The sequence below is a fragment of the Nocardia sp. NPDC049707 genome (assembly GCF_040674855.1).
Classification (GTDB): domain Bacteria; phylum Actinomycetota; class Actinomycetes; order Mycobacteriales; family Mycobacteriaceae; genus Nocardia.
Window position 1 is genome coordinate 40,514 of the sequence record NZ_JBFANN010000034.1, and the last position, 26,990, is coordinate 67,503.

The 26,990-nt window shown below is 65.3% G+C and carries 24 protein-coding genes and 2 pseudogenes; 16 read left to right on the top strand and 10 right to left on the bottom strand.

Translation table 11 applies throughout. The annotated features are described in order from the left end of the window. Positions 1-78: 78 nt before the first annotated feature. On the top strand, positions 79-1,383 hold the full coding sequence (locus AB0J29_RS26260; protein WP_364791689.1) for a DUF5933 domain-containing protein: 1,305 nt from the start codon (positions 79-81) through the stop codon (positions 1,381-1,383). A 55-nt stretch (positions 1,384-1,438) separates the two neighbouring features. Here the strand turns inward: AB0J29_RS26260 and AB0J29_RS26265 are convergent, their stop codons facing one another. After that, entirely contained in the window at positions 1,439-2,791 is a 1,353-nt protein-coding gene (locus AB0J29_RS26265; RefSeq protein WP_364791558.1) for a hypothetical protein, read from the bottom strand. Between the two features lie 73 nt (positions 2,792-2,864). Then, the gene (locus AB0J29_RS26270; protein WP_364791561.1) at positions 2,865-5,123 is read right to left on the bottom strand and encodes an AAA family ATPase; all 2,259 of its coding nucleotides are present in this window, start codon (positions 5,121-5,123) and stop codon (positions 2,865-2,867) included. A gap of 533 nt (positions 5,124-5,656) precedes the next feature. On the opposite strand from AB0J29_RS26270, the gene AB0J29_RS26275 reads away from it, so the two are divergent. Then, on the top strand, positions 5,657-6,274 hold the full coding sequence (locus AB0J29_RS26275) for a hypothetical protein (RefSeq protein WP_364791564.1): 618 nt from the start codon (positions 5,657-5,659) through the stop codon (positions 6,272-6,274). A 101-nt stretch (positions 6,275-6,375) separates the two neighbouring features. Here the strand turns inward: AB0J29_RS26275 and AB0J29_RS26280 are convergent, their stop codons facing one another. The 5 genes from AB0J29_RS26280 to AB0J29_RS26300 are packed head-to-tail and all read right to left on the bottom strand — an operon-like array spanning position 6,376 to position 10,708. After that, the gene (locus AB0J29_RS26280; protein ID WP_364791567.1) at positions 6,376-6,903 is read right to left on the bottom strand and encodes a hypothetical protein; all 528 of its coding nucleotides are present in this window, start codon (positions 6,901-6,903) and stop codon (positions 6,376-6,378) included. Positions 6,904-6,957: 54 nt separating this feature from the next. Continuing rightward, complete coding sequence (locus AB0J29_RS26285; protein ID WP_364791570.1) at positions 6,958-7,311, bottom strand: UBP-type zinc finger domain-containing protein; 354 nt, start codon at positions 7,309-7,311, stop codon at positions 6,958-6,960. Next, on the bottom strand, positions 7,311-8,813 hold the full coding sequence (locus AB0J29_RS26290) for an ATP-binding protein (RefSeq protein ID WP_364791573.1): 1,503 nt from the start codon (positions 8,811-8,813) through the stop codon (positions 7,311-7,313). Before AB0J29_RS26290 ends, AB0J29_RS26285 begins: the two co-directional genes overlap by 1 nt. A gap of 14 nt (positions 8,814-8,827) precedes the next feature. Continuing rightward, positions 8,828-10,495, bottom strand: coding sequence for an FAD-dependent oxidoreductase (locus AB0J29_RS26295; protein ID WP_364791576.1), 1,668 nt, complete (start codon positions 10,493-10,495; stop codon positions 8,828-8,830). Positions 10,496-10,516: 21 nt separating this feature from the next. Further along, positions 10,517-10,708, bottom strand: coding sequence for a hypothetical protein (locus AB0J29_RS26300; RefSeq protein WP_364791579.1), 192 nt, complete (start codon positions 10,706-10,708; stop codon positions 10,517-10,519). 206 nt (positions 10,709-10,914) lie between these two features. Here AB0J29_RS26300 and AB0J29_RS26305 point away from each other — a divergent pair, with 206 nt between their 5' ends. The 5 genes from AB0J29_RS26305 to AB0J29_RS26325 all read left to right on the top strand — a co-directional run bounded on the left by AB0J29_RS26305 (position 10,915) and on the right by AB0J29_RS26325 (position 15,135). Continuing rightward, positions 10,915-11,382, top strand: coding sequence for an SRPBCC family protein (locus AB0J29_RS26305; RefSeq protein WP_364791692.1), 468 nt, complete (start codon positions 10,915-10,917; stop codon positions 11,380-11,382). Positions 11,383-11,705: 323 nt separating this feature from the next. Further along, positions 11,706-12,047 (top strand): hypothetical protein, encoded by a 342-nt coding sequence (locus AB0J29_RS26310; protein ID WP_364791582.1) that lies wholly within the window; start codon positions 11,706-11,708, stop codon positions 12,045-12,047. Then, on the top strand, positions 12,044-13,318 hold the full coding sequence (locus AB0J29_RS26315; RefSeq protein WP_364791585.1) for a hypothetical protein: 1,275 nt from the start codon (positions 12,044-12,046) through the stop codon (positions 13,316-13,318). The genes AB0J29_RS26310 and AB0J29_RS26315 overlap by 4 nt, the downstream gene beginning before the upstream one ends. Next, on the top strand, positions 13,318-13,977 hold the full coding sequence (locus AB0J29_RS26320; protein WP_364791588.1) for a hypothetical protein: 660 nt from the start codon (positions 13,318-13,320) through the stop codon (positions 13,975-13,977). The genes AB0J29_RS26315 and AB0J29_RS26320 overlap by 1 nt, the downstream gene beginning before the upstream one ends. Before the next feature lie 84 nt (positions 13,978-14,061). Further along, positions 14,062-15,135: an RDD family protein gene (locus AB0J29_RS26325; protein WP_364791591.1), complete on the top strand. Its 1,074-nt coding sequence runs from the start codon at positions 14,062-14,064 to the stop codon at positions 15,133-15,135. Between the two features lie 272 nt (positions 15,136-15,407). Here AB0J29_RS26325 and AB0J29_RS26330 read toward each other — a convergent pair whose 3' ends face one another. Beyond that, the gene (locus AB0J29_RS26330) at positions 15,408-16,436 is read right to left on the bottom strand and encodes a beta-ketoacyl-ACP synthase III (RefSeq protein ID WP_364791594.1); all 1,029 of its coding nucleotides are present in this window, start codon (positions 16,434-16,436) and stop codon (positions 15,408-15,410) included. A 222-nt stretch (positions 16,437-16,658) separates the two neighbouring features. Between AB0J29_RS26330 and AB0J29_RS26335 the strand changes: the two genes are divergently transcribed. From AB0J29_RS26335 to AB0J29_RS26355, 5 genes are all read left to right on the top strand, one after another. After that, positions 16,659-16,931 (top strand): GlsB/YeaQ/YmgE family stress response membrane protein, encoded by a 273-nt coding sequence (locus tag AB0J29_RS26335; RefSeq protein ID WP_364791597.1) that lies wholly within the window; start codon positions 16,659-16,661, stop codon positions 16,929-16,931. 405 nt (positions 16,932-17,336) lie between these two features. Continuing rightward, positions 17,337-18,059 carry a phosphatidylserine decarboxylase gene (locus tag AB0J29_RS26340; RefSeq protein ID WP_364791600.1) on the top strand — a complete coding sequence of 241 codons (723 nt, stop codon included), beginning with the start codon at positions 17,337-17,339 and terminating at the stop codon, positions 18,057-18,059. Then, positions 18,056-18,958 carry a phosphatidylcholine/phosphatidylserine synthase gene (locus AB0J29_RS26345; RefSeq protein WP_364791603.1) on the top strand — a complete coding sequence of 301 codons (903 nt, stop codon included), beginning with the start codon at positions 18,056-18,058 and terminating at the stop codon, positions 18,956-18,958. The genes AB0J29_RS26340 and AB0J29_RS26345 overlap by 4 nt, the downstream gene beginning before the upstream one ends. A 238-nt stretch (positions 18,959-19,196) precedes the next feature. Then, positions 19,197-20,084 (top strand): RNA polymerase sigma-70 factor, encoded by an 888-nt coding sequence (locus AB0J29_RS26350; protein ID WP_364791695.1) that lies wholly within the window; start codon positions 19,197-19,199, stop codon positions 20,082-20,084. Positions 20,085-20,317: 233 nt separating this feature from the next. Beyond that, entirely contained in the window at positions 20,318-21,055 is a 738-nt protein-coding gene (locus AB0J29_RS26355) for a Clp protease N-terminal domain-containing protein (protein WP_364791606.1), read from the top strand. Between the two features lie 179 nt (positions 21,056-21,234). Here the strand turns inward: AB0J29_RS26355 and AB0J29_RS26360 are convergent, their stop codons facing one another. Together AB0J29_RS26360 and AB0J29_RS26365 are read right to left on the bottom strand one after the other, a co-directional pair. Continuing rightward, entirely contained in the window at positions 21,235-23,292 is a 2,058-nt protein-coding gene (locus tag AB0J29_RS26360; RefSeq protein WP_364791609.1) for an NAD(+) synthase, read from the bottom strand. 44 nt (positions 23,293-23,336) lie between these two features. Beyond that, entirely contained in the window at positions 23,337-24,011 is a 675-nt protein-coding gene (locus AB0J29_RS26365) for a suppressor of fused domain protein (protein WP_364791612.1), read from the bottom strand. Between the two features lie 164 nt (positions 24,012-24,175). On the opposite strand from AB0J29_RS26365, the gene AB0J29_RS26370 reads away from it, so the two are divergent. The 4 genes and pseudogenes from AB0J29_RS26370 to AB0J29_RS26385 form a co-directional block, all read left to right on the top strand. Next, entirely contained in the window at positions 24,176-24,475 is a 300-nt protein-coding gene (locus AB0J29_RS26370) for a DUF222 domain-containing protein (protein ID WP_364791615.1), read from the top strand. A gap of 236 nt (positions 24,476-24,711) precedes the next feature. Continuing rightward, positions 24,712-26,337 (top strand): chaperonin GroEL, encoded by a 1,626-nt coding sequence (gene groL, locus AB0J29_RS26375; protein WP_364791618.1) that lies wholly within the window; start codon positions 24,712-24,714, stop codon positions 26,335-26,337. Positions 26,338-26,472: 135 nt separating this feature from the next. Next, positions 26,473-26,730: pseudogene (locus tag AB0J29_RS26380) on the top strand (GNAT family N-acetyltransferase); the annotation flags it as partial. Positions 26,731-26,738: 8 nt separating this feature from the next. Continuing rightward, positions 26,739-26,939 (top strand): annotated as a pseudogene (locus tag AB0J29_RS26385) (leucine zipper domain-containing protein); the annotation flags it as partial. Between the last annotated feature and the right edge of the window lie 51 nt (positions 26,940-26,990).

Consider the following 26,990-nt stretch of genomic DNA (forward strand, 5'->3'; position numbering starts at 1 on the left):
GATCCGGGTGATCCCGTAGCGACTGCTCGCAGGTCGCTCGAAAAGGTCAGCGGTGGCAGTCTCGCCGAGCGGGTGCGCGTGCCGCGTTCGCGGATCTGGACGGCGGCCGCGATCGCGGCGGTGCCGGTACTGCTCATCGCGCTACAGGTGGGTTCGATCGGGCACGATTTCGAGGGGCCGCTCGCCAGTCTGTGGTACGACTACGTCGGCACACCCAAGTCCATGTCGTTGCCGTGGGCCGGACTCATCCTCGCCCTGGTCGGAATTTCCAAGCGCCGCAGGATAATCGCCGTCGGCATAGCGGCGGGTATCGACGTGGTGTGGGCGAGTATTCGACTGTTGAGCAACGAATCGTTCGCCATCGGCAATGGGCCGACGCTCGTGCTCACCGGTCTTGCGCTGGTCGCCGGATTCCGCTGGAGCGGTGCGGAGCGCCGTAATGCGCTGCGCGCCGCCGCATTGGGCGCCCTGCTGGTGCTTGCCACCAAGGTCGGTGATGTGTGGCTGCACATTACGGTCGTCAGCCGACCACAGGTCTACGACGTCTATGTCGCCCTGGCCGATCACGCGCTCGGCGATCCGTCCTGGGTGATGGGCCGCGTGGTGGATGCGCTCGGCCCGGCCGTCTACGCGGTGCTGCACTGGGTCTATATCGAACTGCCGGTGGCGGCGATCGTCGTCGCGGTGTGGCAGCTGCGCCGGGTGGTATCGACCGGGGTGTGGCCGACGCACTATCTGGTGCGCACCTTCCTGGTGCTCGGACTGATCGGTCCGGTCAGCTATGTGATATTCCCGGTGGTGGGCCCAATGTTCGCCTTCGGTGCGGACGGCCACGGCATGCAGGTGGGCAACTTCTGGCCAGGTGTCGTCCCGCCGATCGATCGCAATCCGGCAGCAATGGCGTTCGACTCCTTCACGCCGCGCAACTGCATGCCCTCCATGCATACGGCTTGGGCACTGTCGGTCTTTGTGCACACCCGCCGGGATGCCGATGGCTCGCGTGCTCCGCTGTGGCTGCGCTGCCTCGGCGCGTTCTGGTTGGTCGCCACGCTGATGGCGACGCTGGGCTTCGGCTACCACTACGGTGTCGATCTGGTCGCCGGTGCGGTGCTGTGCTTGACCGTCGAGTCCACACTGCGCGATCCCGAGCGCGGCTGGGGCTGGTTCCGGGTGCGCCTGGTGCTGTTCGGTGCGGCGATCCTCGGCACGCTATTGCTTTCGTTCCGCTATCTCGCGGTTTCGATGGCCGAGTATCCGGTGCTGGCCGGGACGGTCGTGCTCGCGCTGCTGGCCGCAATGGCCGCGGCATTCCATGCGACGTGGTTTGCCGCGACACCGATGGCCGTGGTGGAGCAGACGCGCCCTATTGGCGCGGCTCGATAGTCCAGAGCGCCCATTCCAGTCGTGATCTCGGCAGACTCAGCGCGCGAATGGGTGCTCAGGCCAAGCCCTTTGGCCCGTCGTCGACCGATTGCGTGGGCTTGGGTCGGCGGCGCGGTCGGAAGCGGTGCAGCGCCACCAGCCCCAGAGCCGAACCGAGCGCGAGCGCGAGCGCGGCCCGGCCGGCCAGCGTTTGATGGTTGGCGCCCCCGTTCAGCGGCCATTCGGCGGAGTCGTGCGGCAATGCGGTAATGATCGTCGGCAGATACAATGCGGAAAGGGCCAGTACCCCGCTCGGTACGTAGCGGGGACGCGCGGTGCCACAGCAGTAGCCGACCGTCAGTGCCAGGGCCGTGCTGCCCGCCGCGGTCACGTAGCGATGGTCGTTCGGGGATTTCACCAGGGCGAATACCGCGAGCCCCACGATCAGCACGATGGCGATGAACGTCGAGGGCAGACGGATCCCGATCAGCAGCCCGACCGTGGTGAGCGCGATCAGCACCGCGATGCTCCACCCGGGCCGCGGATCGTCCGTGACGGCCTCGGCGACGGCGACCAGACTCACCGCAAGATACACCCCGATACCGTCGCGCCCGGGTAGCAGCATGGCCGCGGCGGTGGCGGCGATGAGCGTCGCGGCGACCGCCATCCCGATTTCGATCGCATGGCTGACGTCCGGCGCATGGTGATACTGCCGCGCCAGCCATTCGGTAATGGCCAGGATCACCAGTGCCAGCACCATCGAGGCCAGGATCGGCGTGACCGGAAGTTCGACGGCGATCCGCGGCGGCTTCGTTTCCTTGGACTGGGACCGATTGCGCAGCGTACTGACGATCAGCAAAATCACCGCAACACTGATCAGCCAGCGCGGCGGTGCCTCGAGTACCGCGTACGGATCCTCGGCGATTTGCAGTACCGCCGCGAGATCACCGAAAACGAAGAAGCTCGCGGCGCCGACGGCGAAGCCGATCGCCGGCACCGGTCGGCGCACCACCGCCGCGCCCAGCGCGCCCAGCAGCACACCGGCCAGAATCGCATCCAGATAGTTCTGGGTGGTCAGGAGGTCGGCCGAGGTAACATGCCGTCCGGCAAAGTGATTGATGTCCATGGCGACCGCGCCGAACAGGGCCGCAGTCCATGCCAGTAGCGGCTCGCGGAAGGTGATCACCATTACCGCGGCGGTTACCGCCACGATCACCCCGATCGCCGCACCGCGCGGGACGCTGTTGTTCAGGCTGGCCAACCGATACGCCGAGCTGGCGGCGGTCCATCTGAAGGTGATCGGCAGGAACAATGCGACGCCCGCGACCGCGGCCCCGAAGAAGGCCGTGATCGTATCGATCGCATCGCCGCTCTTGCGCACCTCGTCGAACTTACTCGCGTCGGCGCGCGAATCGGTGATTGCGCCCATATCGCCCGAACATGTCGGATCTGCGGAAAACCCCAGGAAGGCAGTGATCACCGGGGTGTTTGCTCGGCAACGGCTATCGGCGGCTATCCGCGTACCGGCGCAGCGACTCGACCTGCTCGGCGTCGAGCGATGGACGCACCACCGCCCTGGCCGCCGCGACATCCCGGGCGGTGACATCGGCGGCGTCCACATCGCGGCGCATCGCGGCCAGTGCGGCTTCACGTAGCAGGGCACTGCAATCTGCCGCAGAGTAGCCGTCCAGGTCGGCGGCTAGTGCGGCCAGGTCGACATCGGCGGCGAGCGGCACCGATTTCCCGGCGGCCCGCAGGATTTCCAGTCGGGCGTCGCCATCGGGCGGTGGTACGAAGATCAGCCGTTCCAATCGGCCGGGCCGCAGCAGTGCGGGATCGATCAGTTCCGGACGATTCGTCGCACCGAGCACCACCACATCGCGCAGCGGTTCCACGCCGTCGAGTTCGGTGAGCAGCGCCGCCACCACGCGGTCACCGACACCGGAGTCGCTGTTCTGACCGCGGCGCGGCGCGAGCGCGTCCACCTCGTCCAGGAAGATCAGCGAGGGCGCGGAATCGCGGGCGCGCTGGAACAATTCGCGCACCGCGCGCTCGGAGGCCCCGACCCATTTGTCCATCAATTCGGCGCCCTTGACCGCGTGCACGCTGAGCTGACCGGTCCCGGCCAGCGCGCGCACCAGGAAGGTCTTGCCGCAACCCGGTGGACCGTAGAGCAGTACGCCGCGCGGCGGATGAATACCGAGACGGGCGAACGAATCCGGGTGACGCAGCGGCCAGAGCACGGTTTCGGTGAGCGCCTCTTTGGTTTCGATCATGTCCCCGACGTCATCGAGACTGAGGCTGCCGATCGCGAGTTCCTCGGTCCCGGAGCGCGATAGCGGCCGGATCACCTCGGTCGCGCCGAGCAGGTCCGATTGGGTCAGCTCCGGTTCCGAGTTTTGCTTACTGGCCCGCGAAGCCGCGCGCAGCGCTGCCTCCCGGCACAGCGCGGCCAGATCCGAGATCACGAAACCTGGTGTGCGCGAGGCGATTTCCTCTAGTTTCAAATCTTTGGTCGGCACCTTGCGCAATAGCTGCTCCAGCAGCGCTTTGCGGATGGCGGCGGTCGGCAGCGTGAGTGCGAGCTCGCGATCGCAGAGATCCGGTGCCCGCAGCCGCGGATCGATACCGGCCGGATGCGCCGTGGTCGCCAGGAATGCCACGCAGGGCTCGGCCATCGCCGCGCGCAGCTGATCCAGGATCAACGTGGCGACCGGTTCGGCCGGTGCGGGCAGCAGTGCATCGATATCGGTGATAAGCAGGATTCCGCCTCGCCCGGAACCGATTTCGGCCACCGCGGCGGCGACCTCGCGCAACCGCGCACCGCTTTCGGCCGCACCGACCGTCGGACCATCGAGTTCGACGATGCGCCGCGGCGCGGCCACCGCGCGCGCCAGCGTGGCCTTGCCGACCCCGGCCGGCCCGGTGATCAAGACCCCGAGATGTGGTGTGGCGCCGAGGGCCTTCAGCAGCTCCGGTTCGTCGAGTGCGAGGCTGAGCCACTCTTGGAGTTTCGCCGCCTGCCCGTGCGCACCCGTCAGATCCTCGACCGCAATGGCCGACTCGCCGACGGTCTCGGTCCAACCCGCGCCCGCCCCGTTGGTCGCGGCGAGCGCCGCGGCCTCGGCGGCCGCGCGCGCGGCCTCACCCGCCGGTGCCGGCAGCCCGGCCGCCGCCCGATCGGCCGAATCCCGGGCCGCCACCGCACTCGCGCCCCAGACCACCGCGGTATTCGGCTGCACACTCACCGGAGCGCCGCCGGGATCGGTCGCGGTGACGGTCAGCAACTCGGTGGTCCACGCGATGCCGAAGGTGCGCGAAAGTGCCTGGGTGGCAGCCGAAGAGCTGATATCCGGGCCGAGATCGCGGGGCAGTAGCGAGACTGCGTCGCCCACCGTGACCACCTTGCCGAGCAGCGCCTGCCGCAGCGTCGCCGCCGGAATGGTTCTGGTGGCATGCACCGAACCGCTCACCGAAATCTGCTTGGCGCCGTACACCGTCGCGGGGGAGACCACCACATTCGCGTCCTCGCGCAGTCCCGCATTGGACAATGTGACATCGTCGAGCAGTGCCACCCCGGCCGGTGTGCCCGCCGGGGCCACCCCGACCACCGCGGCGGTGCGGCGCGCCCCGAGCAGCGCGATACCGTCCCATTCCCGCAGGCCGAGCGCGGTCAGCGCCTCCGGATGCAACCGGACCACCCCGCGCCTGGCATCCGCGGCGGAGGGATTCAGTCGAGCGGTGAGCGCCAGTTCTGTCACTGTGCCATTCTGCCCGCGTCCGGCCCCCGTTGGTCGGCGGACCGTCGGATAGATCGCGGATACGCGGAAAATCCTCGATGGCGAGGGCTCCATCCGATATTTCCGGCCTGCAATCCAAATTGTGAATGTACTCACGGAACCGAAAACGGTCTCGGATCGTCGTTCGATTTCGCCGATCAGACGTGCAATCGCGGCTGTGTGCTCTGACCAGTAATTCCGTCCCGGAAATTGGTACGCCTGTCCGAGTCGATATCACTGGCCTCGGTCAATCACGCCGCCCCATTGCGGATCGACCGGGACCTGCGGCGCACTTGCGATATGGCGGGCGACTGTTGCGGAGTTAGAAGCGCGGCTCGAGCAAATGTGGGGCATCTCTCATGTGGCCCGACTGCATCGCACATCGATCCGCGAAACCGTGGATGGCTAAACCTCGGCAATTAACGAACCCCGATGTGCGACAACGAATTCCGCACGCTAACGTTCTGGTCCTGCCCCCTGTCGGGCGGGACAACAAAGTGGAGGGAATTCAAGAAATGAAGTTCGGAAAGATCACTACTGCTGTCTTCATGGCTGTCACCGCGGTGGGGATTACCGCGGCTACCGCCAATGGGCAGCCCGCCGTGGCGACCGACCAGCCGGCGGCAGTGACCCAGGGGGACGTGACTTCTGGTGTTGCACACGGAATCAACTACCACACAACGGTTTCCCCAACTGATAAGACCATCACCTGGGCGGTTGACAGCGGCCGGTTCGAGCTCGCCTCGGATGGTGCCGCAGTGCTGCTGAAGTCCGACGACGGCGTGACGGTGGACCAGGTGCCGCTGCACTCCGAGGTCGCAGGACTCCCGATCGCGGTGAGCCAGCAGATCAGCGCGGACGGCCGCACCGTCGCACTGGCTTCGACGATGACCCCGGCGGACACCGCGAAGCTGAAGGACATCGCGGGGCTGAAGGACATCAGCTCCTACGACCGGCTCATGGAGCAGGTCAACAAGAACCTGCCGGGCATCGTCATCGGTGCCGTCATCGGGGCTTTCATCCCCTTCCTGTGGATCATCAGCATCCCGGCCGGTGCGCTGATCGGCGGATACGTCATGGGCGGTCAGGAGTTCCTCGACGCCGTGATCGCGTTCGCCACCGGTCAGCCCTGATCGTCGCGCCATAAGTAGAACGCGCGTACACAGCGGCCGCCCGCTGTGTACGCGCGTTCTGTGTATGTGCCGTTGATGCTGTGACCGAGCAGCGCGGGCCCTTACTTGTCTTCTTCGACGATCCCGGCGGCCACCGCGACCGAGGTATCTGCGTAAGTGGGGGCCAGGCAGACGAGTTTGGCGGTGCCGAGGGCGACATTCGGGCTGCCCTCGAACGCACTGCCCGGATTCTCCGCGAGGACCTTCTCGATCAGCTCCTTCTCCTGGGTGCTGTCCAACTTCTTGAACTCACCGCAGGTGGTGCTCGACGCCGGGCCGAGCGAGGAATTGCGCGCCGTGGTCTTGGTGGTGGTCGGTGTGTCGGCGGCCGTGGTCGGCGCGGCACCGCTCGGGCGTGCGGAAGTCGTGCTCGCGGATGTGCTGGTGCCCGTCGTGCCTTTGCGCAGACTGTTCGCATCGGTGTCGGAATCGTCCGAACTGCCACATCCGGCCAGCGCGACGGCCACCGCCCCGGTGGCCAGGGCGATGGCGGTAACTCGCTTGATCACGTGCGTTCCCCGGTAACTCGCGGCGCCGGAGTCTCCGGCGCGTCCGGAGCAGGGTACCGGGTGCGATCGTTCGGTTGTCATGGAGCCCACGGTGCGGTGCGGCCCCTCTGTCTTTCCCAACGATCCCTGTGATGGTCAGTGGATGTGGCTCTGCCAATCGGCTGGCACCCGGCCGCGCGGTCCGGGAACCGGCTGGTCCAGCGGGTGATGGGTCGGTGCTGCGAGTTCCGGTCCACCGCTGTACATCTCGTCGGAGCGGAAATCGAAGAACCAATCCTCGCCCGGCTCATAGCTCTGGATGAACGGATGTCCGGTGTCCTTGGCGTGTTTGGAGGCGTGCTGCTCCGGCGAGGTGTCGCAGCAGCCGATATGGCCGCACTGCGCACAGCGCCGCAGATGTACCCACCAGCCCTGGGCGGCTTCACATTCCATACAGCCCGGACCGCTCGGCGCGACCGTGGGATCGATACCGTCCAACTCCTGCGTCATCACTGACCTCCTGCATCGGCTTCGGATCGGTCGCTGGACTCCGGTATCTCCTCCGGACGGCGCAGCGGGAGCCAGACCGTGAATCGGGTATTGCCCGGCTCGGAATCCAGCCGGATCTCGCCGTGGTGCTTGTTCACCACGATCCGGAACGAAATATCGAGACCGAGACCGGTTCCCTCACCCACCGGCTTGGTGGTGAAGAACGGTTCGAAGATACGGCTGCGCACCGCGGCGGGCACGCCAGGGCCGGTATCGCCGATTTCGACGACGGCGCAATCATTTTCGTACCTGGTGCCGATGGTGAGCGTGCCCTGGCCGTTCATCGCGTATACCGCGTTATCGATCAGGTTGGTCCACACCTGATTCAATTCCGCGGCATAGCAGGGCACTTCGGGCAGCGTCCGGTCGTACTCCTTGACCACCTTGACGCCGTCACCGATCTTGCGGCTCAGCATCACCAGCGTGCTGTCCAGCAATTCGTGGATGTCGACCACTTGGAACGGCGCCCGGTCCATCTGCGAATACTGTCTGGCAGCACCGATCAGGGTGGAGATGCGCGTCGTCGAATCGGCGATCTCGTTCATCAGCAACTCGGTCTCGATGGTGTAGTTCAGCCATCGGATCGCACCCTGGAACACCTGGTCGGGACAGTCATCCAGGGTGGCAGAGACCCGTTCCATCCAGTCCACATCGAAACCGGCTTGGACGAAATTCGGGGCCAGATTCCAGCCGTCGCCGATGCCGTGGTCCTCCAGCCATTCGCTGAGGATGTCTTCGCGCTCCGATGCCTCCAGGGTCGTCAGCTCCGGCGCCTTGGCGACCTGGGCCGCGGCCTCCTCCTGCAAGCGCACCAGCGCCTCCAGGGAAGCGGTATCGAATTTGCCCTGCGCCATCATGGCCAACTTGTGCCGCATGCCCGCGACCCGCTCGCGCAATCCGGCGGTGGCGCGCACGGCCGCGGCGGCCGGATTGTTCAGCTCATGGGTCAGTCCCGCCGACAGCGAGCCCAATGCGAGCAGGCGCTCACGCTCGGCGATCCGCTCGGCGGAATTGCGGTTACCGAAGAAGGCGCCCTCGAGCAGGTGCACGGCCATCGGGAACCAGTCGTGCATCATCAGCGCGAAGGTGCCCGCATCCAACACGAAGAACCGCGACCGACGGGTCACATACATCGAACCGGTGTAGGTCTGGTCGACCTTGTCGCCGAGATAGGCCGTCCACGCACCCGCGTACGAGCCGCGATAGTCGGTGCGTACCATCTCGATCTCGGCGCCGCCGGAGAGCTTGGTGAGCTGCACCTCGCCCTCGATCATCACGTAGAAGCAGGTGGCCGGATCGCCCTCGCGGTAAACCAGTCCCGGTTCGATGATCTCGATGCGGCCATCGGCGCAGAGCAGCTCCAGCTGTTCGTCGGTGAGCTTTTCGAAGAGAAAGAGGCTGCGCAGCTCCACCGGATCGCAGACCTGATGACTGCGGCGATCCGCTGTCTCTTTCGAATTCATGGTCCAGCCTCCTATCACGCCAGATACCGATGCACGAGCATGACCGCCATCGCACCCTCGCCGACCGCCGAGGCCACCCGCTTCGCCGAGTCTGCGTGCACATCACCCGCGACAAAGACGCCCGGGACACTGGTCTCCAGGTGATGCGGCGGTCTGGGCAGTTCCCAGCCCGCGGGTCTGGCTCCGTCGACGAGCAGATCGGGGCCGGCGAGCACATAGCCCGCCGCGTCCCGCTTCACCACGCCATCGAGCCAGTCGGTCTGTGGTGCGGCACCGATGAACAGGAACAACCGTTCGGCATCGGCTTTTTCTTCCGCGCCGGTCCGGTTGTTGCGCAGCACGATCTGCTGCAAATGGTCGTCGCCGTCGGCGGCGATCACTTCGGTATCGGTGTGGATGCGGATATTCGGTATCTGCCCGATCTGCTGGATCAGATAGTGCGACATGGACTTTTCCAGCGTATCCGCGCGGACCACCAGATGCACCGTGCGCGCGTTGCGGGACAGGAATACCGCCGCCTGCCCCGCCGAATTCGCCCCACCGACAATGTAGACATCGTGGTCGACGCATTCGGAGGCCTCGGTCATGGCCGAGCCGTAATAGACCCCGCGCCCGGTGAAATCGTCGACGCCGGGTGCGGGATGACGCCGGTAGTCCACCCCGGTCGCGATGATCACCGTGTGCGCGCAGAGCCGTCCGCCGTCGGCGAACCGCACGGTCCGCGCGGACCCGTTCACCTCGAGTCCGACCACCTCGCGCGTGGTGATCACCTCGGCGCCGAACTTCGCGGCCTGCCGCCGCGCTCGGTCGGCCAGTTGCGCGCCGGACAGTCCGTCCGGGAAGCCCAGATAGTTCTCGATGCGCGAACTCTGCCCGGCCTGGCCACCGGTCGCGGTGCGCTCGACGAGCACCGTGCGCAACCCCTCGGAGGCGCCGTATACCGCCGCGCCGAGTCCGGCGGGTCCGCCGCCGACCACGATCAGGTCGTAGAAGTCACCGGTCGGATTGGTATTCAGCCCGACACTTTCGGCGAGTTCGCCATCGCTCGGCTGCACCAGTGCCTGACCACCCGGGGTGATCACCACCGGACAGGTATTGGGATCGACGCCCGCCGCCTCCAGCAGCCGTGCACCTTCCGGTTCCTCGGCCAGGTACCAGCGGTAGGGCAGCTGATTGCGAGCCAGGAATTCGCGCACCTCCGTCGACCGCGGCGACCAGCGGTTGCCGACCACCTTGGTCTCGGTGACGGGTTTGTGGTCGTTGCTGCGCCAGACCTCGAGCAGTCCGTCGAGGACGGGATAGAGCTTCTCCTCCGGTGGATCCCACGGCTTGAGCAGATAGTGGTCCAGATCGACGACATTGATGGCATCGATCGCGGCGCTGGTATCGGCGTAGGCGGTCAGCAGCACGCGACGTGCGTACGGGTGCAGGTCCATGGCCCGCTCGAGGAATTCGATGCCGTCCATGCCCGGCATCCGATAATCGGCGATCAATACCGCGACTGGGTGGCCGCGCAGTTTCATCTCACGTAGTGCGTCGAGCGCGTCCGGGCCCGACTCCGCGCGCAGAATCCGGTAATCGGCCCCATAACGGCGGCGCAGGTCGCGCACGACCGCGCGGGAAACGCCCGGATCGTCGTCGACGCTGAGGATGGCCGGCTTCGTAGCAGCGGGTGCAGTCACCTTTCGAGTATGGAACGCTCGTCAAACGCGATGCTCGCGCACCAAGTCGAACTCGGTGGGTGTGAGCAGGCGCTCCAGTTGTTCGTCCGGAACTAACGGGTGGGCGGTGCGCGGCGCGGAGGTGCCACGGGTAGCGGAGATCGCGAGTGCGGTGGCCGGCAGCAGCGGAAGCTGATCCGCGTGCCGACGATGTAAGAGCGAGCGCAGTTTCACGGCCGATCACCTCACGCTGGACGGAAACGCTTGTGGCAGTGTCTGATGCTTCCTCTATCTGCCATTGTGCGCGCGCCATTACAAGGCCGGGCAAACAAATCGCGAAAAGTGACACATTTGTCTTCCAACAGTCGCCGACTAGCCTATTGCCAAATCGTCAAGTCGTGCTAGACGGACGTCCGTCGCACAGTTCTTCGGAGGCAGGGTTGCCGAAAAATATCGAAGCCACGATCGAGATCGCGGCACCGCCGGAACAGGTCTGGGCCGTCGTCGCCGATCTCGAGCGAATGCCCGAGTTCAGCCCGCAGTGCGTGCGGATGCTCGCGCTCGGTACCCCGAAGGCCGGCACCTGGACGATCAATCTCAATACCGACGGCAAGAAGTACTGGCCGACCACCGCGCGCATTGTGCGCTATGAGCCCAACCAGGCCTTCGCCTTTCGGATCAACGAGAACCGCAGCATCTGGAGCTACACACTGGAACCGACCGCCACCGGCACCCGGCTGATCGAACGCCGCGATGTGCCCAACGGCACCAGCTGGTTCTCCCGCAAGGCGATCGATGCCGCGCTCGGCGGCGAGGCGCCGTTCGAGGAACGGCTCGAGCGCGGGATGAAGGAAACGCTCGAGAAGATCAAGTCCGCGGTCGAGGCCGCCGCCGAGGCCGCCGCCTGAGCCGCTGCCGGCGGCCACATACCCAACCGAACACGAGTCAGGCCCGATCCGACCATGCGGACCGGGCCTGATTCCGATTCGGAGAACGCTACCTGCGGTCGACTTCGCTGCGCCCGCAGATACGAAGTAGGTGCAACGGATCCCGGGTGCCGATCCGGATGGTCCCCTCGGGCCACAAGAATGTCGACTCGATGGAACCGTTTCGAAAGACGGTGCGTCCATTACTGATACAAGTGCCTTGATCCGACCGGACTCCACCCCACCCTGAACGGTCCACACGGACCGGACAGGGTTCTCGGCGGTCGGCATGTACATGACGTCGCATGAAGGAGAGTGCTGAGTTGGCCGGGTTTCTAGACGTAGACATCGATGTGTTGAGCAAAACGGTTCAGTCTCTGCGCGGCGCCGAGCAGGTGCTCAACGATGCGATGAACGCGATGAAGGACGGTGGCCACGGCGACATCGGGACCAAGACTCTCAACGACGCCGCCGACAGCTTCCAACGACGGTGGAAATTCGGCATCGAACGGATCGGCGAGTCCGCGAAGGCAACCGCGGACGGTGTCGCACAGTGCCTCGATGCCTATCAACAGACCGATGAAGCCTTCGCCAAGGTGGTCGAGCAGGCCAAGAATGCCGTTGACGGACAGTCGGCCGCGGTATGAGCCAGAACCCGTACCCCTACCTCGGATTCAACCCCGTCCCCGGCGCTCCTGACGATGTGGCGGGGCTGCGCGGGCAGATCGACACCGCCGCCGAGGCGGTCAAGGAAACCAACCAGCTGTTGAACAGCCTCCGCAACAGCAACGACAACGTCTGGCAGGGCGAGGGTGGCGATGCTTTCCGTGCCCATTTCGACGCCACCCTCGCCCAGGACCTCGGCTACGCCCAGAACTCGCTCGAAAAGGCCGTCGGACTCCTCGCCGAATGGCATACGAACCTTGTGAGCTTCCAGGACACCGCCAACGGCCTGGAAACCGAAGCCGCCGAGGCCAAAGGGCAGTACAACAGCGCACTGCAAACATTGCAGCAAGCTCGATCGAACACAGACCTGGGTCTGGGCAGCATGACCTTCACCGATCCAGTCGAGTTGCAAGCCGCACAGACCCGCCTCAACGCCGCCACCGCCCAGGTCAATGCTGCCGTCGCAGCAGTCAACACGTGGGAAGGGAACGTCGATTCGATCATCCGCCGCGCACGCGAACTCGAAAGCACACATGACGGCTTGGCCCGGCGGATCGCCAGCGAACTGGATGCGGCCGCAAAGGATTTCGCGCCCAGCGCGCCGGACAAGAGCATCTGGGACAGGATCACCGACGCCGTAAAGTCTCTGGGCGAATGGATCGATAAGCACCGCGAGGTAATCCATCAAGGACTCTCAATTATCGCTGCGGTCGGCAGCGTTATCGCCGTCTGCACACCCCCGCCTTTTGACATCATCGGGTTCGCGGTCGCGGCAGCCGCAACCGGCGGCCTGTTAGCACTCGATCTATCTGATCCGGAAATACGACAAGGCCTCGCGAACGGTGAACTCGACGCATGGAAAAGGGTTGGGCTGGACTCCCTGGGGATTGCGCCCGTCGGAGGTGCCGGTATTTCCTCATTGAAGGTCGGGTGGAATCTATTCAAGGGCGGTGAGGCTGTTGCGGCGGGTACGCATGCCGCGCAGGCAGTTCGCGTTGGTGAACGGTTCGGTGCTGCAGCATATAATGCTTTGACGCACGAGCCCCTTATGTCGTCGAAGATCGTCGGTGGTCTCGGGGTATCAAAGGCTGCCGAGTTACTGCATCTCAATGGTGCCGCGACCAAAGTGTTGCAATTCACCGGCGTTGCTGGGCCGTATGCGTCCGTTTCCGGTGTTGAGACGGTAGATATTTTTGCTCGCTCGGGTAAGGCGGTGTCCGCTATTCTGAACCCTGTGCTCGGAGGCGACTGATGGTAGAAACTGAAATTTCTGTAGATTTCTCAATTAATATCGACATCCCGCAGGGCTTTATGGAGCTTCCCCTCGGCACCATCAATGAATCCATTGCTCAAGCGGATTCGCTGTTCGGTTCGCTAGGCGCTGGCACAATGACTTCTGCGGCTCCCGCAGTGCTCCAGGCCTTGAGGGTCCTTCTTTCCCGCCTCGCGCAGGTCAACACCGTATACTGCGCCCTCGGCAGGCACGTATCTGCTGGTGGGCAGCAAATCTCGTCGACACTGACTATTTCGTTGACTGAGTACGGCGAGCAGAGAAATCCAAGGCTGACACTCGGTGACGTGCTCACCGGCAGACGGGCTGCCGGTGAGAAATTCAAGAATGTCGAGTTCGTCGAATTACCGGCGCGACCCATCCTGTTGGTAGACCGAGTGAAACTCGCGCCAACTCCTGAGCTGCCCGCGTACGACACCTCCAAGGCTCAACAGGAGGTATACCAACTCGAGGCGGTTATTCCCTCGCCGGATGGTTCGGCTATCGCGGTTATCGACCTGTCTACGCCGTTTGTAGATAGCGGCGAAGAATATCTTTCGATGGTTGCCGCAATGGCGGCGTCGATAGAGTTTCGGATATTACCCAGGCGGTCTATTGGTCCGTCATCATTGGATCTGTAAGGGTTGGCGATGTCCCGCGATGGAGATTCTGGGATTCCCCCTGCGATGTCTTGTCCTGCGACCAGGGCAGCGGCGCGGAACGGGGTGTTCGTTCGTTGGTCGTTGCTTCTGTTCGGCTTGGCGTGCCTGGCATTGACTGCCCTGCTGATCGATCGTGGAGAGGGGATCGAGTCCGCGACTCTGTCGGCGCTTGTCGGTGTTACCCGGAACCTTGCCGCTGCCGGAATGACGGTAGGTCTCATCTTCGGTGGAGTTCTGCTCTGGATAAACCGCAGAAGACGACGAGCGCTCAAAAGGAACCCGTGGGTTGTCTGGCGAATGAACTACGTCACTACTGGGCGTTACGAATGGGTGGAATTGCTCGACCCGAACGGCCAACCGGTCTCCGCCCTGATCTTGAGCACGTGGCCCAAAGACATAGGCAAGGTCTTCAATCACAACACATCCGAGGTGTGGTTCGCGGGGGACCCTACGAAGTACGGAGTGATTTCCCGACCTGGCGGCGGTGACCTTCGATACGCATACCTCTCGAAAACCCGACCAGTACCGCGGTGGACTTTCCGGACGAACAATCCAGAAGGTGAAGTCGGCCGAGATACGCCGTCACCGACTTCTCTGGCGCGTGAGCTGACACGAGAACGCGGTCGCGTGATGATGAAGCCGGTTGGCGAATCGGCGGGGGTGCGGCACGGTGGCTCACAAGACACTCGTTATCCGTCACCCCGCCTGCTCCGGCGAGCCTTGGCCTTCGCCATTGATTGGGCACTACACCTCGGCATCGGGCTCGGCTCGGCGATCGCCGTCAGTCCCGAGTTTTCGGTCGAGGCCGCTACCCGGTTTGATTGGAAGCATCTCGGTGTGAGTCCGATCGTCGCGCTGGGGTTCTGGATGCTCTCGTCGGCAGCCGACCGCGTCGGTATGCAGGCGATCTTCCACACGACCGTCGGCAAGGCCGTATTCGGATTGCGCGTCATCCGCCCCGACGACGGAACCTTCCCCTCGCTCGGACGACTGTTCGCCGTGTGGTTGGTGGATCTGTATCTACTGCTGGCGTTTCCGATCGCGCTCGTCGGCAACTCCGATTTACCGGGGCCGGACAGGGTCGAGGACTATTTCCTGCCGGCCGTACGAAGACGAGATATACGGGCACCTCGCTGATCGCGAGATCGCAAGGCATTGCGTGTGTTTCGCGATCGATCCGATTCGAAGCTGCTGGCAGGCGCCGCTCGCGTGCCATCCGATGCCAAAGCGCGGGCCGAGCAGTGCGCGGTGCTGGCTGGGTTGACGTTGACCGATGTCATCACCATCAGCGACGCCAGCAGCCGCGATGAAAACACCCCGAAGGCCGGTGCGGCGGATTCGTTCCAGCTGGGACCGGGGCACCAAGACGGTGACCTTCACGGTGAAGGTCACCTGGGGTCTCGGCTGAGTTACTGCCAGTTGGGCAGTGTGACGACCTGCGCGGCGTAGGAAAGACCCGCACCGAAGGCGATCAGCAGCGCGGTGTCGCCCGGCTTGGACTCACCGTTGCGCAGCAGTGCCTCCATGGCCAGCGGAACCGAGGCGGCCGAGGTATTTCCGGTCTCCTCGATATCGTTGGCCAGCGCGCAGTGCTCGGGCAGTTTCAACACCCGGGCCATGATCTCGATGATCCGGCCGTTGGCCTGGTGCGGGATCATCGCGTCCAGGTCATCGGTGGATAGGCCCGCGCGATCGATGGCATCGCGGCACACCTTCTCCAATGAGTGTGCGGCCCAGCGGAATACCGCCGTACCCTCCATGGCGAGGTAGGGCCGCACCGCGTCCAGGCCCTTCTCCTCGATTTCGCGGAAGAATTCGGTCCAGTCCTTGTCCTGCCGGATCGCATGGTGCTGGGTGCCGTCCGAACCCCAGACCGTCGGGCCGATGCCCTGTTCCTCGGACGGACCGACCACCACCGCGCCCGCGCCGTCGGCGAACAGGAATGCGGTGGAGCGATCGGCCGGGTTGACGGTGGCGCTCAACTTCTCGACCCCGATGACCAGCACATGCTGCGCGGTCCCGCAACGCACCAGATCCGAGGCCAGCGCGAGAGCGTGACAGAACCCGGCGCAGCCCGCCGAGACATCGAAGGCCGCCGTCCCGTTCATCCCGAGCTCGGTCGCGATCCGCGGCGCGGCGGCCGGGGTCAGCAGCAAGTGGGTGGAGGTGGCCACGATGACGCAGTCGACCTGATCGACTTCGACGCCGGCGGATTCGAGTGCGCCGCGCGCGGCCGCGACACTCATCGACTGGATCGTCTCCGTCTCCGAGGCGAAGCGCCGCGTTTTGATTCCGGACCGGGTGCGGATCCACTCGTCACTCGAGTTGATGGGTCCGGCCACCTCGTCGTTGGTGACGACTCGAGCGGGGCGGTAAACGCCGAGCCCGAGGATCGCGGTGTGCTCAGCCCCTGTTGTCTGGGCGATTCGAGCAGCCATTATGCGTCTCCTATGTACCTGCGGCGGCGCCGCCGGGGTGTACCCCGAAGCATCGAAATGAGTCCCTCATCGGCCGGCCGCCTACTTCAGCGTAGACATGAGGCCCCCTCATATTAGCTGGTGCCGCGCGCATTGGGAGTGCGTATTCTCACATTTGGCGGGTATACCCTCGAAGTACGCCCTGTGGTGCGGCGCTGCCGCAATTAGTGATTCGAGGACACCATGCTCGGACTCGGGATTATCGGGTGGATCATCATCGGCGGTCTTGCCGGCTGGATCGCCAGCAAGATCATGAAGACGGATGCGCAACAGGGCATCCTCCTCAACATTGTGGTCGGTGTGGTCGGAGGTCTACTAGGCGGATTCCTACTCAAGTTGCTCGGCGTCGACGTCGAGGGCGGCGGATACTGGTTCAGCTTCTTCACCTGCCTCGGTGGCGCGGTGATTCTGCTGTACCTGGTGAAGCTATTCACCGGTCGCAAAGTCGTGCACTGAGCGCGGTATTGGATTCGCGGCGTCTGCGGGCCCTGTGTGGTTACGCGTGCTGCCTTCTGCGGGCCTGACGCAAACGTCGCGGTGTTGGTTTTGCGGCGTTTTGCGGGCCCTGTGTGGTTACGCATGCTTGCTTCCTGCGGGCCTGACCCAAACGCCGCAGCGTTGGTTTTGCGGAGTTCGCGGGCCCCGCGTGGTTACGCGTGCTGCCTCCTCCGGGCCTGACCCAAACGCCGCAGCGTTGGATTTGCGGCGTTTGCGGGCCCTGCGTGGTTACGCGTGCTGCCTCCTCCGGGCCTGACCCAAACGCCGCCGTGCCGCATGCTCGGTTCCCGTAAGGTGTGAACGCTTGCGCCGACCTATCGTTGAGGGGCGCAAACCGTCGCATCGAGCACGAAAGAGGAGCCTGTGGCACGCCGTCCCACCCCGCCCGGCACGCCCGAAACGACCGGAGTCGGCCATATCGTCGATCTGGTCCGGGCCGCGATTCCCCCGCTGCATCCCGCTGGGCTGCCCTTCGTCGCGACGCCGCTCGCGGTGGCGGTCATCGGGGGTAGGCGTAAGTGGGTGCGTCGTACGGGGCTGCTGGCCGCCGCGGCCTGCGCCACGTTCTTCCGGCATCCGAACCGGGTGCCGCCGAACCGGGCGGGCGTAGTCGTCGCTCCGGCCGACGGTGAGATCGCCTTGGTCGATACCGCGGCTCCGCCCGCGGAACTCGGCCTCGGCGATGCGCCGCTGCCGCGCGTGAGCATCTTCCTTTCGGTGCTCGACGTCCATGTGCAGCGCACCCCGATCTCCGGCACCGTGCGCAGCGTGCTGCATCAGTCCGGTCAGTTCCGTTCGGCGGATCTGCCCGAGGCCAGTGCGGTGAACGAGCGCAACAGCGTGGTCATCGATACCGCCGGTGGCGCGCAGCTCGTGGTTGTGCAGATCGCGGGTCTGCTGGCGCGGCGCATCGTCTGCGACGCGCAGGTCGGTGACAAGCTGACCATCGGCGATACTTACGGCCTGATCCGTTTCGGCTCGAGGGTCGACACGTATTTCCCGGCGGGTACCGAATTACTCGTCGAACCCGGACAGCGCACGATCGGGGGCGAAACTGTGCTGGCCGTACTGTCTACCGACTCATGATGGAGCAGGCCCTGCCGACACCGCAGCGAAGGCGCCGGACCATCCGGCTGTTGCCGAGCATCGTGACAATCATGGCGCTGTGCGCCGGATTGTCCGCGGTGAAGTTCGCTCTGGACGGTAAGCTCGCCATCTCTTTGGCGATGGTCGGTGCGGCGGCCGTCCTGGATACCCTCGACGGTCGGCTGGCTCGGATGCTGAGCGCCACCACCAAGATCGGCGCCGAACTGGATTCGCTTTCCGATGCCATCTCCTTCGGCGTCGCGCCGGGTCTGGTGCTCTACATCGCGCTGCTGGACAGCAATAGCGCGGGCTGGATCATCGCGCTGGTTTTCACGGTCAGCATCGTGCTGCGCCTGGCCAGGTTCAACACCCTGCTCGACGACGACACCCGACCGGAATGGTCGCGCGACTACTTCGTCGGCGTCCCCGCGCCGGCGGCGGCATTGATCGCGCTGGTGCCGATCGGGTTGTACGTGCAGTTCGGTGACGGCTGGTGGGTCGGTTACTACGAGGTCGCGGCCTGGACCGTATTCGCGGCGGCGCTGGCGGTCAGCACGATTCCGACGCTGGCCATGAAGTCGGTATCGGTGGCGCCGCAGGCCGCAGCCGGGCTGCTGGTGTTGACCGCCCTTGCGGCGGCGGCGCTGGTCACCTTTCCGATCGTGCTGCTGCTGGTGCTGGTCGCGCTGTACCTCGGGCATATCCCGTTCGCCTGGCATTCACAGCGCTGGGTGGCCGCGCGTCCGGAAACCTGGCAGCACAAGCCATCCGAACGGCGGGCCCAGCGGCGCGCGCAGCGGCGACGGCCCGCACTGCGGCGGCCGGTGATCCGCGGGGCGAGCCGCCTGCGGCTGCGTAGTCCGGGTAAGGAAAGTCGGATGGACGACCTGTCCAACTGAACGTTTATCCGCTGTTGCGGGTTACCTGGTATTCGTTAAGGAATCGTCTAGGCCGCGCGGGAATGCTGCGGTAATGAGCAGTCTTGTGGCGCTTGGTGGTTTGGGAGTCTGGGGTTTCGATCTCGGGCGGGTTTTCGGGGGTGGCCGAACCATCGGATCGGCCACCGAACTCTCGAGGGCCGGGAGGATCCCGACCGGTACCGTCAGCTCCGGCGGCCGAGTACGGAAGAAGGTGGCGGTGGAACCGGATGGATTGCGCGAATTCCAGGCGCATCGCCCGCGCCTATTCGCACTCGCCTATCGAATGCTCGGCTCCGCGACCGAGGCCGAGGATGCGGTACAGGAGACCTACCTGCGCTGGGATGGCACCGATCGCATCACGATCCGCTCGGCCGAGGCCTGGTTGACCACTACGATCGTGAATCTCTGCCGCACCTGGCTGGTTTCGGCGCGGGCCCGCCGGGAGGCCTATGTCGGACCGTGGCTGCCCGAGCCGGTGCCGACCGCACGCGGTGAGCTCGGGCCGCTGGAGACGGTGGAGGAGCGCGAGCTGGTTTCACTGGCGCTGCTGACGGCATTGGAACGGTTGAGCCCGGTCGAGCGCGCGGTTTTCGTGCTGCGCGAGGCGTTCGGATACGCCCACCGGGAGATCGCGGACATGCTCGCGATATCCGAGGCCAATTCGCAGCAGATCTTCCGCAGGGCCGGGATCCGGGTGCGCGACGGCCGGCCGCGCTTCGATGTTCCGGCCGATCAGGCCCGCGAACGGATCGCACGTTTCCTCGACGCGGCGCGGATCGGGGATATCGAGGCTTTGGAGCGGATGCTCGCGGCCGATGTCGTATCGACCGCGGACGGCGGCGGCCAGGTCAAGGCTGCTCGGCGGCCGGTCGTCGGTGCGCCCGCGGTCGCGCGGTATGTGGCCGGATTGTTCCGCTGGGAAGTGCCGGGGATGGTGATCGTGCTGGAGGAGATCAACGGCGCGCTCGCGGTCGTCGTGCGGTTGGCGGGGGAGCCCGCGCTGGTCGTGGGCGTGGACACGCTCGACGATGTGGTGACCGCGCTGCGCTTGATCGTCAATCCGGAGAAGCTGTCCTATATATCGATACCGAGCACAAGCCGGTGATCCGCGACGGCGCACCGGATCTCGAATACGACTCGCTCAGCTATGCGCTGGGCAGCACGAATGACGCGGCGGGCGTGCCAGGGTGGCCGATTACGCGTATTCGGTTGCCACACCTCAGGATTCGGCGTGGTTGCGCTGGCCGCGGAACTGGCCGAGTCCCGGACGGTGCGGCACGTCCGTGAAAGCGTCAACTAACGGTTGACGAAGCCGGATCGTCAACCTATGGTTGACGCATGGCAATCAACGTACGACTCGACGATCTGATCGAGGGCATCAAGAAGGCACGTCCGGACAATGTGCTCGACCAACTCTCCGATGCAGTGGTCGCGGCCGGGCATCTTGACGAAGTGGCCGATCATCTGATCGGCCACTTCGTGGATCAGGCCCGCCGCTCCGGCGCCTCGTGGACCGATATCGGCGCCAGCATGGGCGTCAGCAAACAGGCGGCGCAGAAGCGGTTCGTGCCGAAGGGCCCTGGTGATCCGGCGGAGGCCGCGGCCATGGATCCCAATGCGGGCTTCGCGAAGTTCACCCCGCGGGCGCGCAAGATCGTGGTCGCCTCCCAGGAGGCGGCGCGCACCTCCGGGCATCCGGAGATCGCCCTCGGACATCTGGTGCTGGCCCTGCTGTCCCAACCGGAAGGCCTCGGTGCCCGGGAGATCGTGGCTCAAGGGGTGAAACTCGACGTGGTCCGGGACGCGGCGACAGCGGCTATCGCCCAACAGCCCGCCGATCCAGCGAATGTGCCCGCACTGATTCCATTCGGTCCCGAGGCCAAGAAGGCCCTGGAGCTGACCTTCCGTGAGGCACTTCGCTTGGGACACAACTACATCGGCACCGAACATGTCCTGCTCGCACTGCTCGAACAGGAGAACGGTTCCGGAATTCTGTCCGGTCTCGGCGTCGACAAGGTGAAGGCCGAAGCCGATCTGGTCGAACTGCTGTCGGTGATCGCCGCCGAGCAGTCATGAATGTCGGGGCCGCGTCCGCCGCCGGACGACGTCGAATTGCCTGGATAGTCATCGGCATTCGATCGACGCACGCGGCCAGGTCACGGCAGCGGCGGGCCATCCGGACACGCGGGATGTCGGTGCGGTGCGGCTCCGGGATCTGCTCGAACACCGTGCGCGCGTTGCCCCGTGATCGCGGCTCAGCTCTCCGGCACGTTGCGGGCGAGTTCGTCCAGCCAGGCGGCGGCGGAGGCGTCGCTCGGCGCGCGCCAGTCGCCGCGTGGTGAAAGTGAGCCGCCCGAACCGACTTTCGGGGCGTTGGGCAGGGTGGAACGTTTGAACTGGCTGGTCTGGATGAAGCGGCGCAGGAATTCGGCCAGCCAGCGTTTGATGGTCGGCAGATCGTAGGTGTTGCGCTGGTCGGCCGGAATGAGGTCCGGCCAGCTACCGCGATCGCGCTCGGACCAGGCGTGCCGGGCCAGGTAGGCGACTCGGCTCGGACGGTAGCCGAAGCGCAGCAGGTAGTAGAGGTGGAAGTCCTGCAGTTCATAGGGGCCGACGGTGGCCTCGGAGCTCTGGCTCGGGGCGGTGGAATCGTGGCTCGGCACCAGTTCCGGCGAGATCTCGGTCCGTAGGATCGATGACAAGACCCGACCCGCCTCGGGTCCGAACTGATCGGTGTCGACCGCCCAGGCGATCAGATATTTGACCAGTGTTTTGGGGACCGACGCGTTCACACTGTAGTGCGCCATATGGTCGCCGACGCCGAAAGTGCACCAGCCCAGGGCGAGTTCGCTGAGATCGCCGGTGCCGACCACGAGTGCGTGGTGCTGGTTGGCGAGTCGGAACAGGTGCGAAGTGCGCTCGCCGGCCTGCACATTCTCGAAGGTGATGTCGTACTGCGGAACGTCGTCGGCGGCAGGATGATTCAGGTCACGCAGCATCTGGGTGGCGGACGGGCGGATATCGATCTCTCGGGCGGTCACGCCGAGCGCGTCCATCAGTGCGTGCGCGTCGCTGCGGGTGCGGGTGCTGGTCGCGAAGCCGGGCATGGTGTAGGCCAGCACATTCGTGCGTGGCAGCCCGAGCCGGTCCATGGTTTTGGCTGCCACGATCAGCGCCTGAGTGGAGTCCAATCCGCCGGAGACACCGATGACCACCCGCTGACTGCCCGTCGCGCGCAGGCGGGTGCTCAGGCCCTCGACCTGGATGTGATGCACTTCGGCGCAGCGCTCGTTGCGCGCGGCCGGATCGCTGGGAACGTAAGGGAAGCGCTGGATTTCGCGCCGCAAAGCAACCACGCTCGACGGGACCGGCAACTCCAGCTCGATGCGCCGCAGTCGGGCCAGACGGTCGCGGTGATCATGCACATTGTCGGCGAAACTGGTGGTGCGGATGCGATCCGCGGCCAGCCGCTGCAAGTCGAGATCGGCGGTGATCAACTGCGGCTGATCGCTGAACCGCTCGCCCTCGACGAGCAGGTCGCCGTTCTCGCACACCAGCGCCTGCCCGTCCCAGGCCATATCGGTGGTCGATTCACCGTGTCCCGCAGCCGAATACAGATAGGCGGCCAGATAGCGCGCGGAATGCGAGGTGCACAGCGCCCGCCGGTAATCGGCCTTGCCGATGACGATATTGCTCGCCGACATATTGACCAGCACCGTCGCACCGGCCAGTGCGGCAAATCCACTGGGCGGCAGCGGAACCCACCCGTCCTCGCAGATTTCCACGTGGAAGACGAAGCCGTCGAGATTGGTCGCGGTGAACAGCAGATCGGAACCGAACGGCACCCGCTGACCCGCGATCGTGATGTGGTCGTCCAAAGTTTCGCGCGCCGCCGCGAACTGGCGCTTCTCATAGAACTCGCGATAGTTCGGAAGATAGCTCTTCGGTGCGGCACCGAGCACGGCGCCGTGGCATACCGCGATCGCGCAGTTGAAAAGCCGACCCTGCGTCCGCACCGGCGCACCGACCACCAGCACCGTGTCGATATCCGCGCTCGCCGCGACCACCTGCTCGATTGCCGCTGCCACCGCATCGTCTAGGGCATCCTGGTGGAACAGATCGTCGGCGGTGTAGCTCGCGAGTCCGAGTTCGGGAAAAATCGTCAGCACCACGCCGTCGGCGGCCGCCTGCCGAGCGAGTTCGACTGTCCGCTCGACATTGAACGCGGGATCGGCGACCCGGACCCGCGGCACCGCGACCGCCACCCGCGCGAACCCGTGTCGATAGAGCGAGTCGAACGGCAATGCGGGCACCGGCGTCCCCCTTCGGGTTCGTAGCTCTTCCAGCATGCCGAAATCTACGCCCGCCCGCGCAGCCCCCCGCCCCAGCGCGGCCATTCCGCTTTGACTTTCGGTTCCGCCACGAGTGGTCCGCGATCGATATCGGTGACCAACAGCGGCAGCCGTGGCGCGAGTTGGTCGAGGACAGCCTGGGTGTGCCCGCCCTGCGCGGCCCGGTACTCGGGCATGGTCAGGCCGACGATCTGCAGGAACCGCAAGCGTCCGTGCGGTGTGTCGATGGCGCCGAGTTCCGGGTCGACGGTGAAGGCGACGGCGTGGATATCCGAATCCGGATGGTCCGCGGCGATCGGGCCGTTCGACTTGATGGTGTGACCAGGCGCGAACCAATTTCCGGATTGGAATACGAACCGGGCCAGATTCTGCAGGAATTTCGCGGGCCAGACCGGTGGTTCGGCATCGGCCGGGGTGCGCAGCAGCCGGAAGGTGAACTCGAATCCCCAACCCGATTTATCCGGGCTATCCCATTCCTTCCCATACAGCTGGGTCATGCCATAGCTGATGTAGTGCCAGTGTGGGACCGGTTCCGTGCGCGGATAGGCGCTGATGCCATCCAGCGGATCGGGCCCGCCGAGCGACCAGGGGACCCGTGTCCCCCAATGGCTGGGTGCGATGTCGTGGTACAGCGGCTCCAATGCGGCCTCGATAGCGTTCCAGCCGGGACTTTCACTCACCTGGACACCATAAGGTCGGCTCCGACCGAGTACTGCGCCACGTGGATCGCCAAGCCGTTGGCGGACAGCGGTTTGCTCATGGCGCGAGCTGGGCCGTGCCGCGGATTCTGGACTGGTCGGCCTGTCGGGAATGGGCTGCTCCGGTGCCCCGGTACGCTATAGCAATGGCGGATGACATGGATTCCGACCTAGTCGCGGGGGAACGACGCGCTGATCTCGAGCGTGCGCTGACCTATGTCTCCACCGAATCGCAACCCGATGGCAGCTATGTCATCAACGGCGACCTGCCGCCCGATGTCGCGCCGCCGTTCATTCGGGCGATCATGCGGGTGGAGGCGGAGTTGCTGCTGAACGATGCGGAACTCGTAACGGTCGATGGGGGTGAACCACGCACGCCCGAACAGCGTCGGGCCGATGCGTTCGTCGCATTGATCCTCCGGGTGGACGACCGCAGCTCGGCCTGAGCAGGTTCGACCGGCGCCGAGCTGCCAGGCGCGGACCTTGCACTCGGTACCCCTGAGTGCTAAAAAGGGCTTGGCACTCTCGACGTGTGAGTGCCAGGTCGGGACGGTGAGACCGGGTTCCATCGACACCCTCGGTCGTCCGTCGCGGGCACCGAACCTGGCCAGCGTAAATGGGGCGATCCAACCTGCGATCGTCCTGTGTGTCAGCCATACACATGGAGGATCTCAACAACGCCATGGCCAAGACAATTGCGTATGACGAAGAGGCTCGCCGCGGCCTCGAGCGGGGTCTGAACGCCCTCGCCGACGCGGTCAAGGTGACGCTGGGCCCCAAGGGTCGCAACGTTGTCCTGGAGAAGAAGTGGGGCGCCCCCACGATCACCAACGATGGTGTTTCCATCGCCAAGGAGATCGAGCTGGAGGACCCGTACGAGAAGATCGGCGCCGAGCTGGTCAAGGAAGTCGCCAAGAAGACCGACGACGTCGCGGGCGACGGCACCACCACCGCCACCGTGCTCGCCCAGGCGCTCGTACGTGAGGGCCTGCGCAACGTCGCCGCCGGCGCCAACCCGCTCGGCCTGAAGCGCGGCATCGAGAAGGCCGTCGAGGCCGTCACCACCAAGCTGCTCGAGACCGCCAAGGAGGTCGAGACCAAGGAGCAGATCGCCGCCACCGCCGGTATCTCGGCCGGCGACGCGTCCATCGGTGAGCTCATCGCCGAGGCCATGGACAAGGTCGGCAAGGAAGGCGTCATCACCGTCGAGGAGAGCAACACCTTCGGACTCCAGCTGGAGCTCACCGAGGGTATGCGCTTCGACAAGGGCTACATCTCGGGTTACTTCGTGACCGACCCGGAGCGTCAGGAAGCGGTCCTCGAGGACCCGTACATTCTGCTCGTCGGTTCCAAGGTTTCCACCGTCAAGGACCTGCTGCCGCTGCTGGAGAAGGTTATCCAGGCCGGTAAGCCGCTGCTGATCATCGCCGAGGACGTCGAGGGCGAGGCCCTGTCGACCCTGGTCGTGAACAAGATCCGTGGCACCTTCAAGTCCGTCGCCGTCAAGGCGCCGGGCTTCGGTGACCGTCGCAAGGCGCAGCTCGCCGATATCGCCATCCTGACCGGTGGCGAGGTCATCAGCGAAGAGGTCGGCCTCTCCCTGGAGACCGCCGGCATCGAGCTGCTCGGCCAGGCCCGCAAGGTCGTCATCACCAAGGACGAGACCACCATCGTCGAGGGCGCGGGTGACGCGGAGGCCATCAAGGGCCGCGTCGCGCAGATCCGCACCGAGATCGAGAACTCGGATTCGGACTACGACCGGGAGAAGCTGCAGGAGCGGCTGGCCAAGCTGGCCGGCGGTGTTGCGGTGATCAAGGCCGGTGCCGCGACCGAGGTCGAGCTCAAGGAGCGCAAGCACCGCATCGAGGATGCCGTGCGCAACGCCAAGGCCGCCGTCGAGGAGGGCATCGTCGCCGGTGGTGGCGTGGCCCTGCTGCAGTCGGCTCCGGCGCTGGACGACCTGAAGGTCTCCGGTGACGAGGCGACCGGTGCGAACATCGTGCGTGTCGCGCTGTCGGCTCCGCTGAAGCAGATCGCCTTCAACGCGGGCCTCGAGCCCGGCGTTGTCGCCGAGAAGGTGTCGAACCTGCCGGCGGGCCACGGCCTGAACGCCGACTCGGGCGAGTACCAGGACCTGCTGGCCGCCGGTGTCGCCGACCCGGTCAAGGTCACCCGTTCGGCCCTGCAGAACGCGGCCTCCATCGCGGCCCTGTTCCTGACCACCGAGGCCGTCGTCGCCGACAAGCCGGAGAAGGCCGCCGCTCCCGCCGGCGACCCGACCGGTGGCATGGGCGGCATGGACTTCTGAGTCCAGCCTCCTGGCAACACCTTTAGACCCGAAGGCCGGTCCACCATTGGTGGACCGGCCTTCGGCCTTTCCGCGGTCCGGCCGGGCGAGACCGGAGGGTGACTGACCCGGCTCTACGGCTAGGGTTTCTGGCTCCATCCCGAAGCGCGGGGAGCGGGGCACGCCGTCGGGGCACTCGAACTAGCCGCCGCGCTCGCCTCTCGGAGCGGACTAACAAAGCTGACCGCACGAGCGTTAACAGAAAATCACTCTTCGCAGCGCAGCCTGGAGCTCGCAAGGTTCCAGCCTGTCGGGCAGGCGATGGATCGCACTCCCGCAGGCGAGGAGGTTCTGCTGACTCACTATCAGCGTCTGCTTCCGTCGGGAAAGGACCAAGCTGGAGATCGCCGCTGATAGCCCGCATACATCATGCGAACGCCCCGCTGTCGGTTGAAGGTCGTCGCTGCCTTGTCGAGCGGTGCAGGACTCAGCCGATCGCACACGTGGCCACCGAGATGGGGATCTCCTGTGCGTCTGCCTCGAAGTGGGTAAATCGGTACCGCCGTTACGGCGAGGTCGGGCTACACGATCGCTGCTCGACTCCTCGCTGGCAGCCGACCGCGCGCGATTGGTACAGCGAATTATTTTGCCCACCAACATAAATCGGAATCTAC

Excerpts from the sequence above, each read along its gene's own strand:
- AB0J29_RS26265 (WP_364791558.1), bottom strand. The coding sequence starts at position 2,791 with ATGGGCGCAATCACCGATTCGCGCGCCGACGCGAGTAAGTTCGACGAG.
- AB0J29_RS26275 (WP_364791564.1), top strand. The coding sequence starts at position 5,657 with ATGAAGTTCGGAAAGATCACTACTGCTGTCTTCATGGCTGTCACCGCG.
- AB0J29_RS26280 (WP_364791567.1), bottom strand. The coding sequence starts at position 6,903 with ATGACAACCGAACGATCGCACCCGGTACCCTGCTCCGGACGCGCCGGA.
- AB0J29_RS26285 (WP_364791570.1), bottom strand. The coding sequence starts at position 7,311 with ATGACGCAGGAGTTGGACGGTATCGATCCCACGGTCGCGCCGAGCGGT.
- AB0J29_RS26290 (WP_364791573.1), bottom strand. The coding sequence starts at position 8,813 with ATGAATTCGAAAGAGACAGCGGATCGCCGCAGTCATCAGGTCTGCGAT.
- AB0J29_RS26310 (WP_364791582.1), top strand. The coding sequence starts at position 11,706 with ATGAAGGAGAGTGCTGAGTTGGCCGGGTTTCTAGACGTAGACATCGAT.
- AB0J29_RS26315 (WP_364791585.1), top strand. The coding sequence starts at position 12,044 with ATGAGCCAGAACCCGTACCCCTACCTCGGATTCAACCCCGTCCCCGGC.
- AB0J29_RS26320 (WP_364791588.1), top strand. The coding sequence starts at position 13,318 with ATGGTAGAAACTGAAATTTCTGTAGATTTCTCAATTAATATCGACATC.
- AB0J29_RS26330 (WP_364791594.1), bottom strand. The coding sequence starts at position 16,436 with ATGGCTGCTCGAATCGCCCAGACAACAGGGGCTGAGCACACCGCGATC.
- AB0J29_RS26335 (WP_364791597.1), top strand. The coding sequence starts at position 16,659 with ATGCTCGGACTCGGGATTATCGGGTGGATCATCATCGGCGGTCTTGCC.
- AB0J29_RS26345 (WP_364791603.1), top strand. The coding sequence starts at position 18,056 with ATGATGGAGCAGGCCCTGCCGACACCGCAGCGAAGGCGCCGGACCATC.
- AB0J29_RS26355 (WP_364791606.1), top strand. The coding sequence starts at position 20,318 with ATGGCAATCAACGTACGACTCGACGATCTGATCGAGGGCATCAAGAAG.
- AB0J29_RS26370 (WP_364791615.1), top strand. The coding sequence starts at position 24,176 with ATGGCGGATGACATGGATTCCGACCTAGTCGCGGGGGAACGACGCGCT.
- groL (WP_364791618.1), top strand. The coding sequence starts at position 24,712 with ATGGCCAAGACAATTGCGTATGACGAAGAGGCTCGCCGCGGCCTCGAG.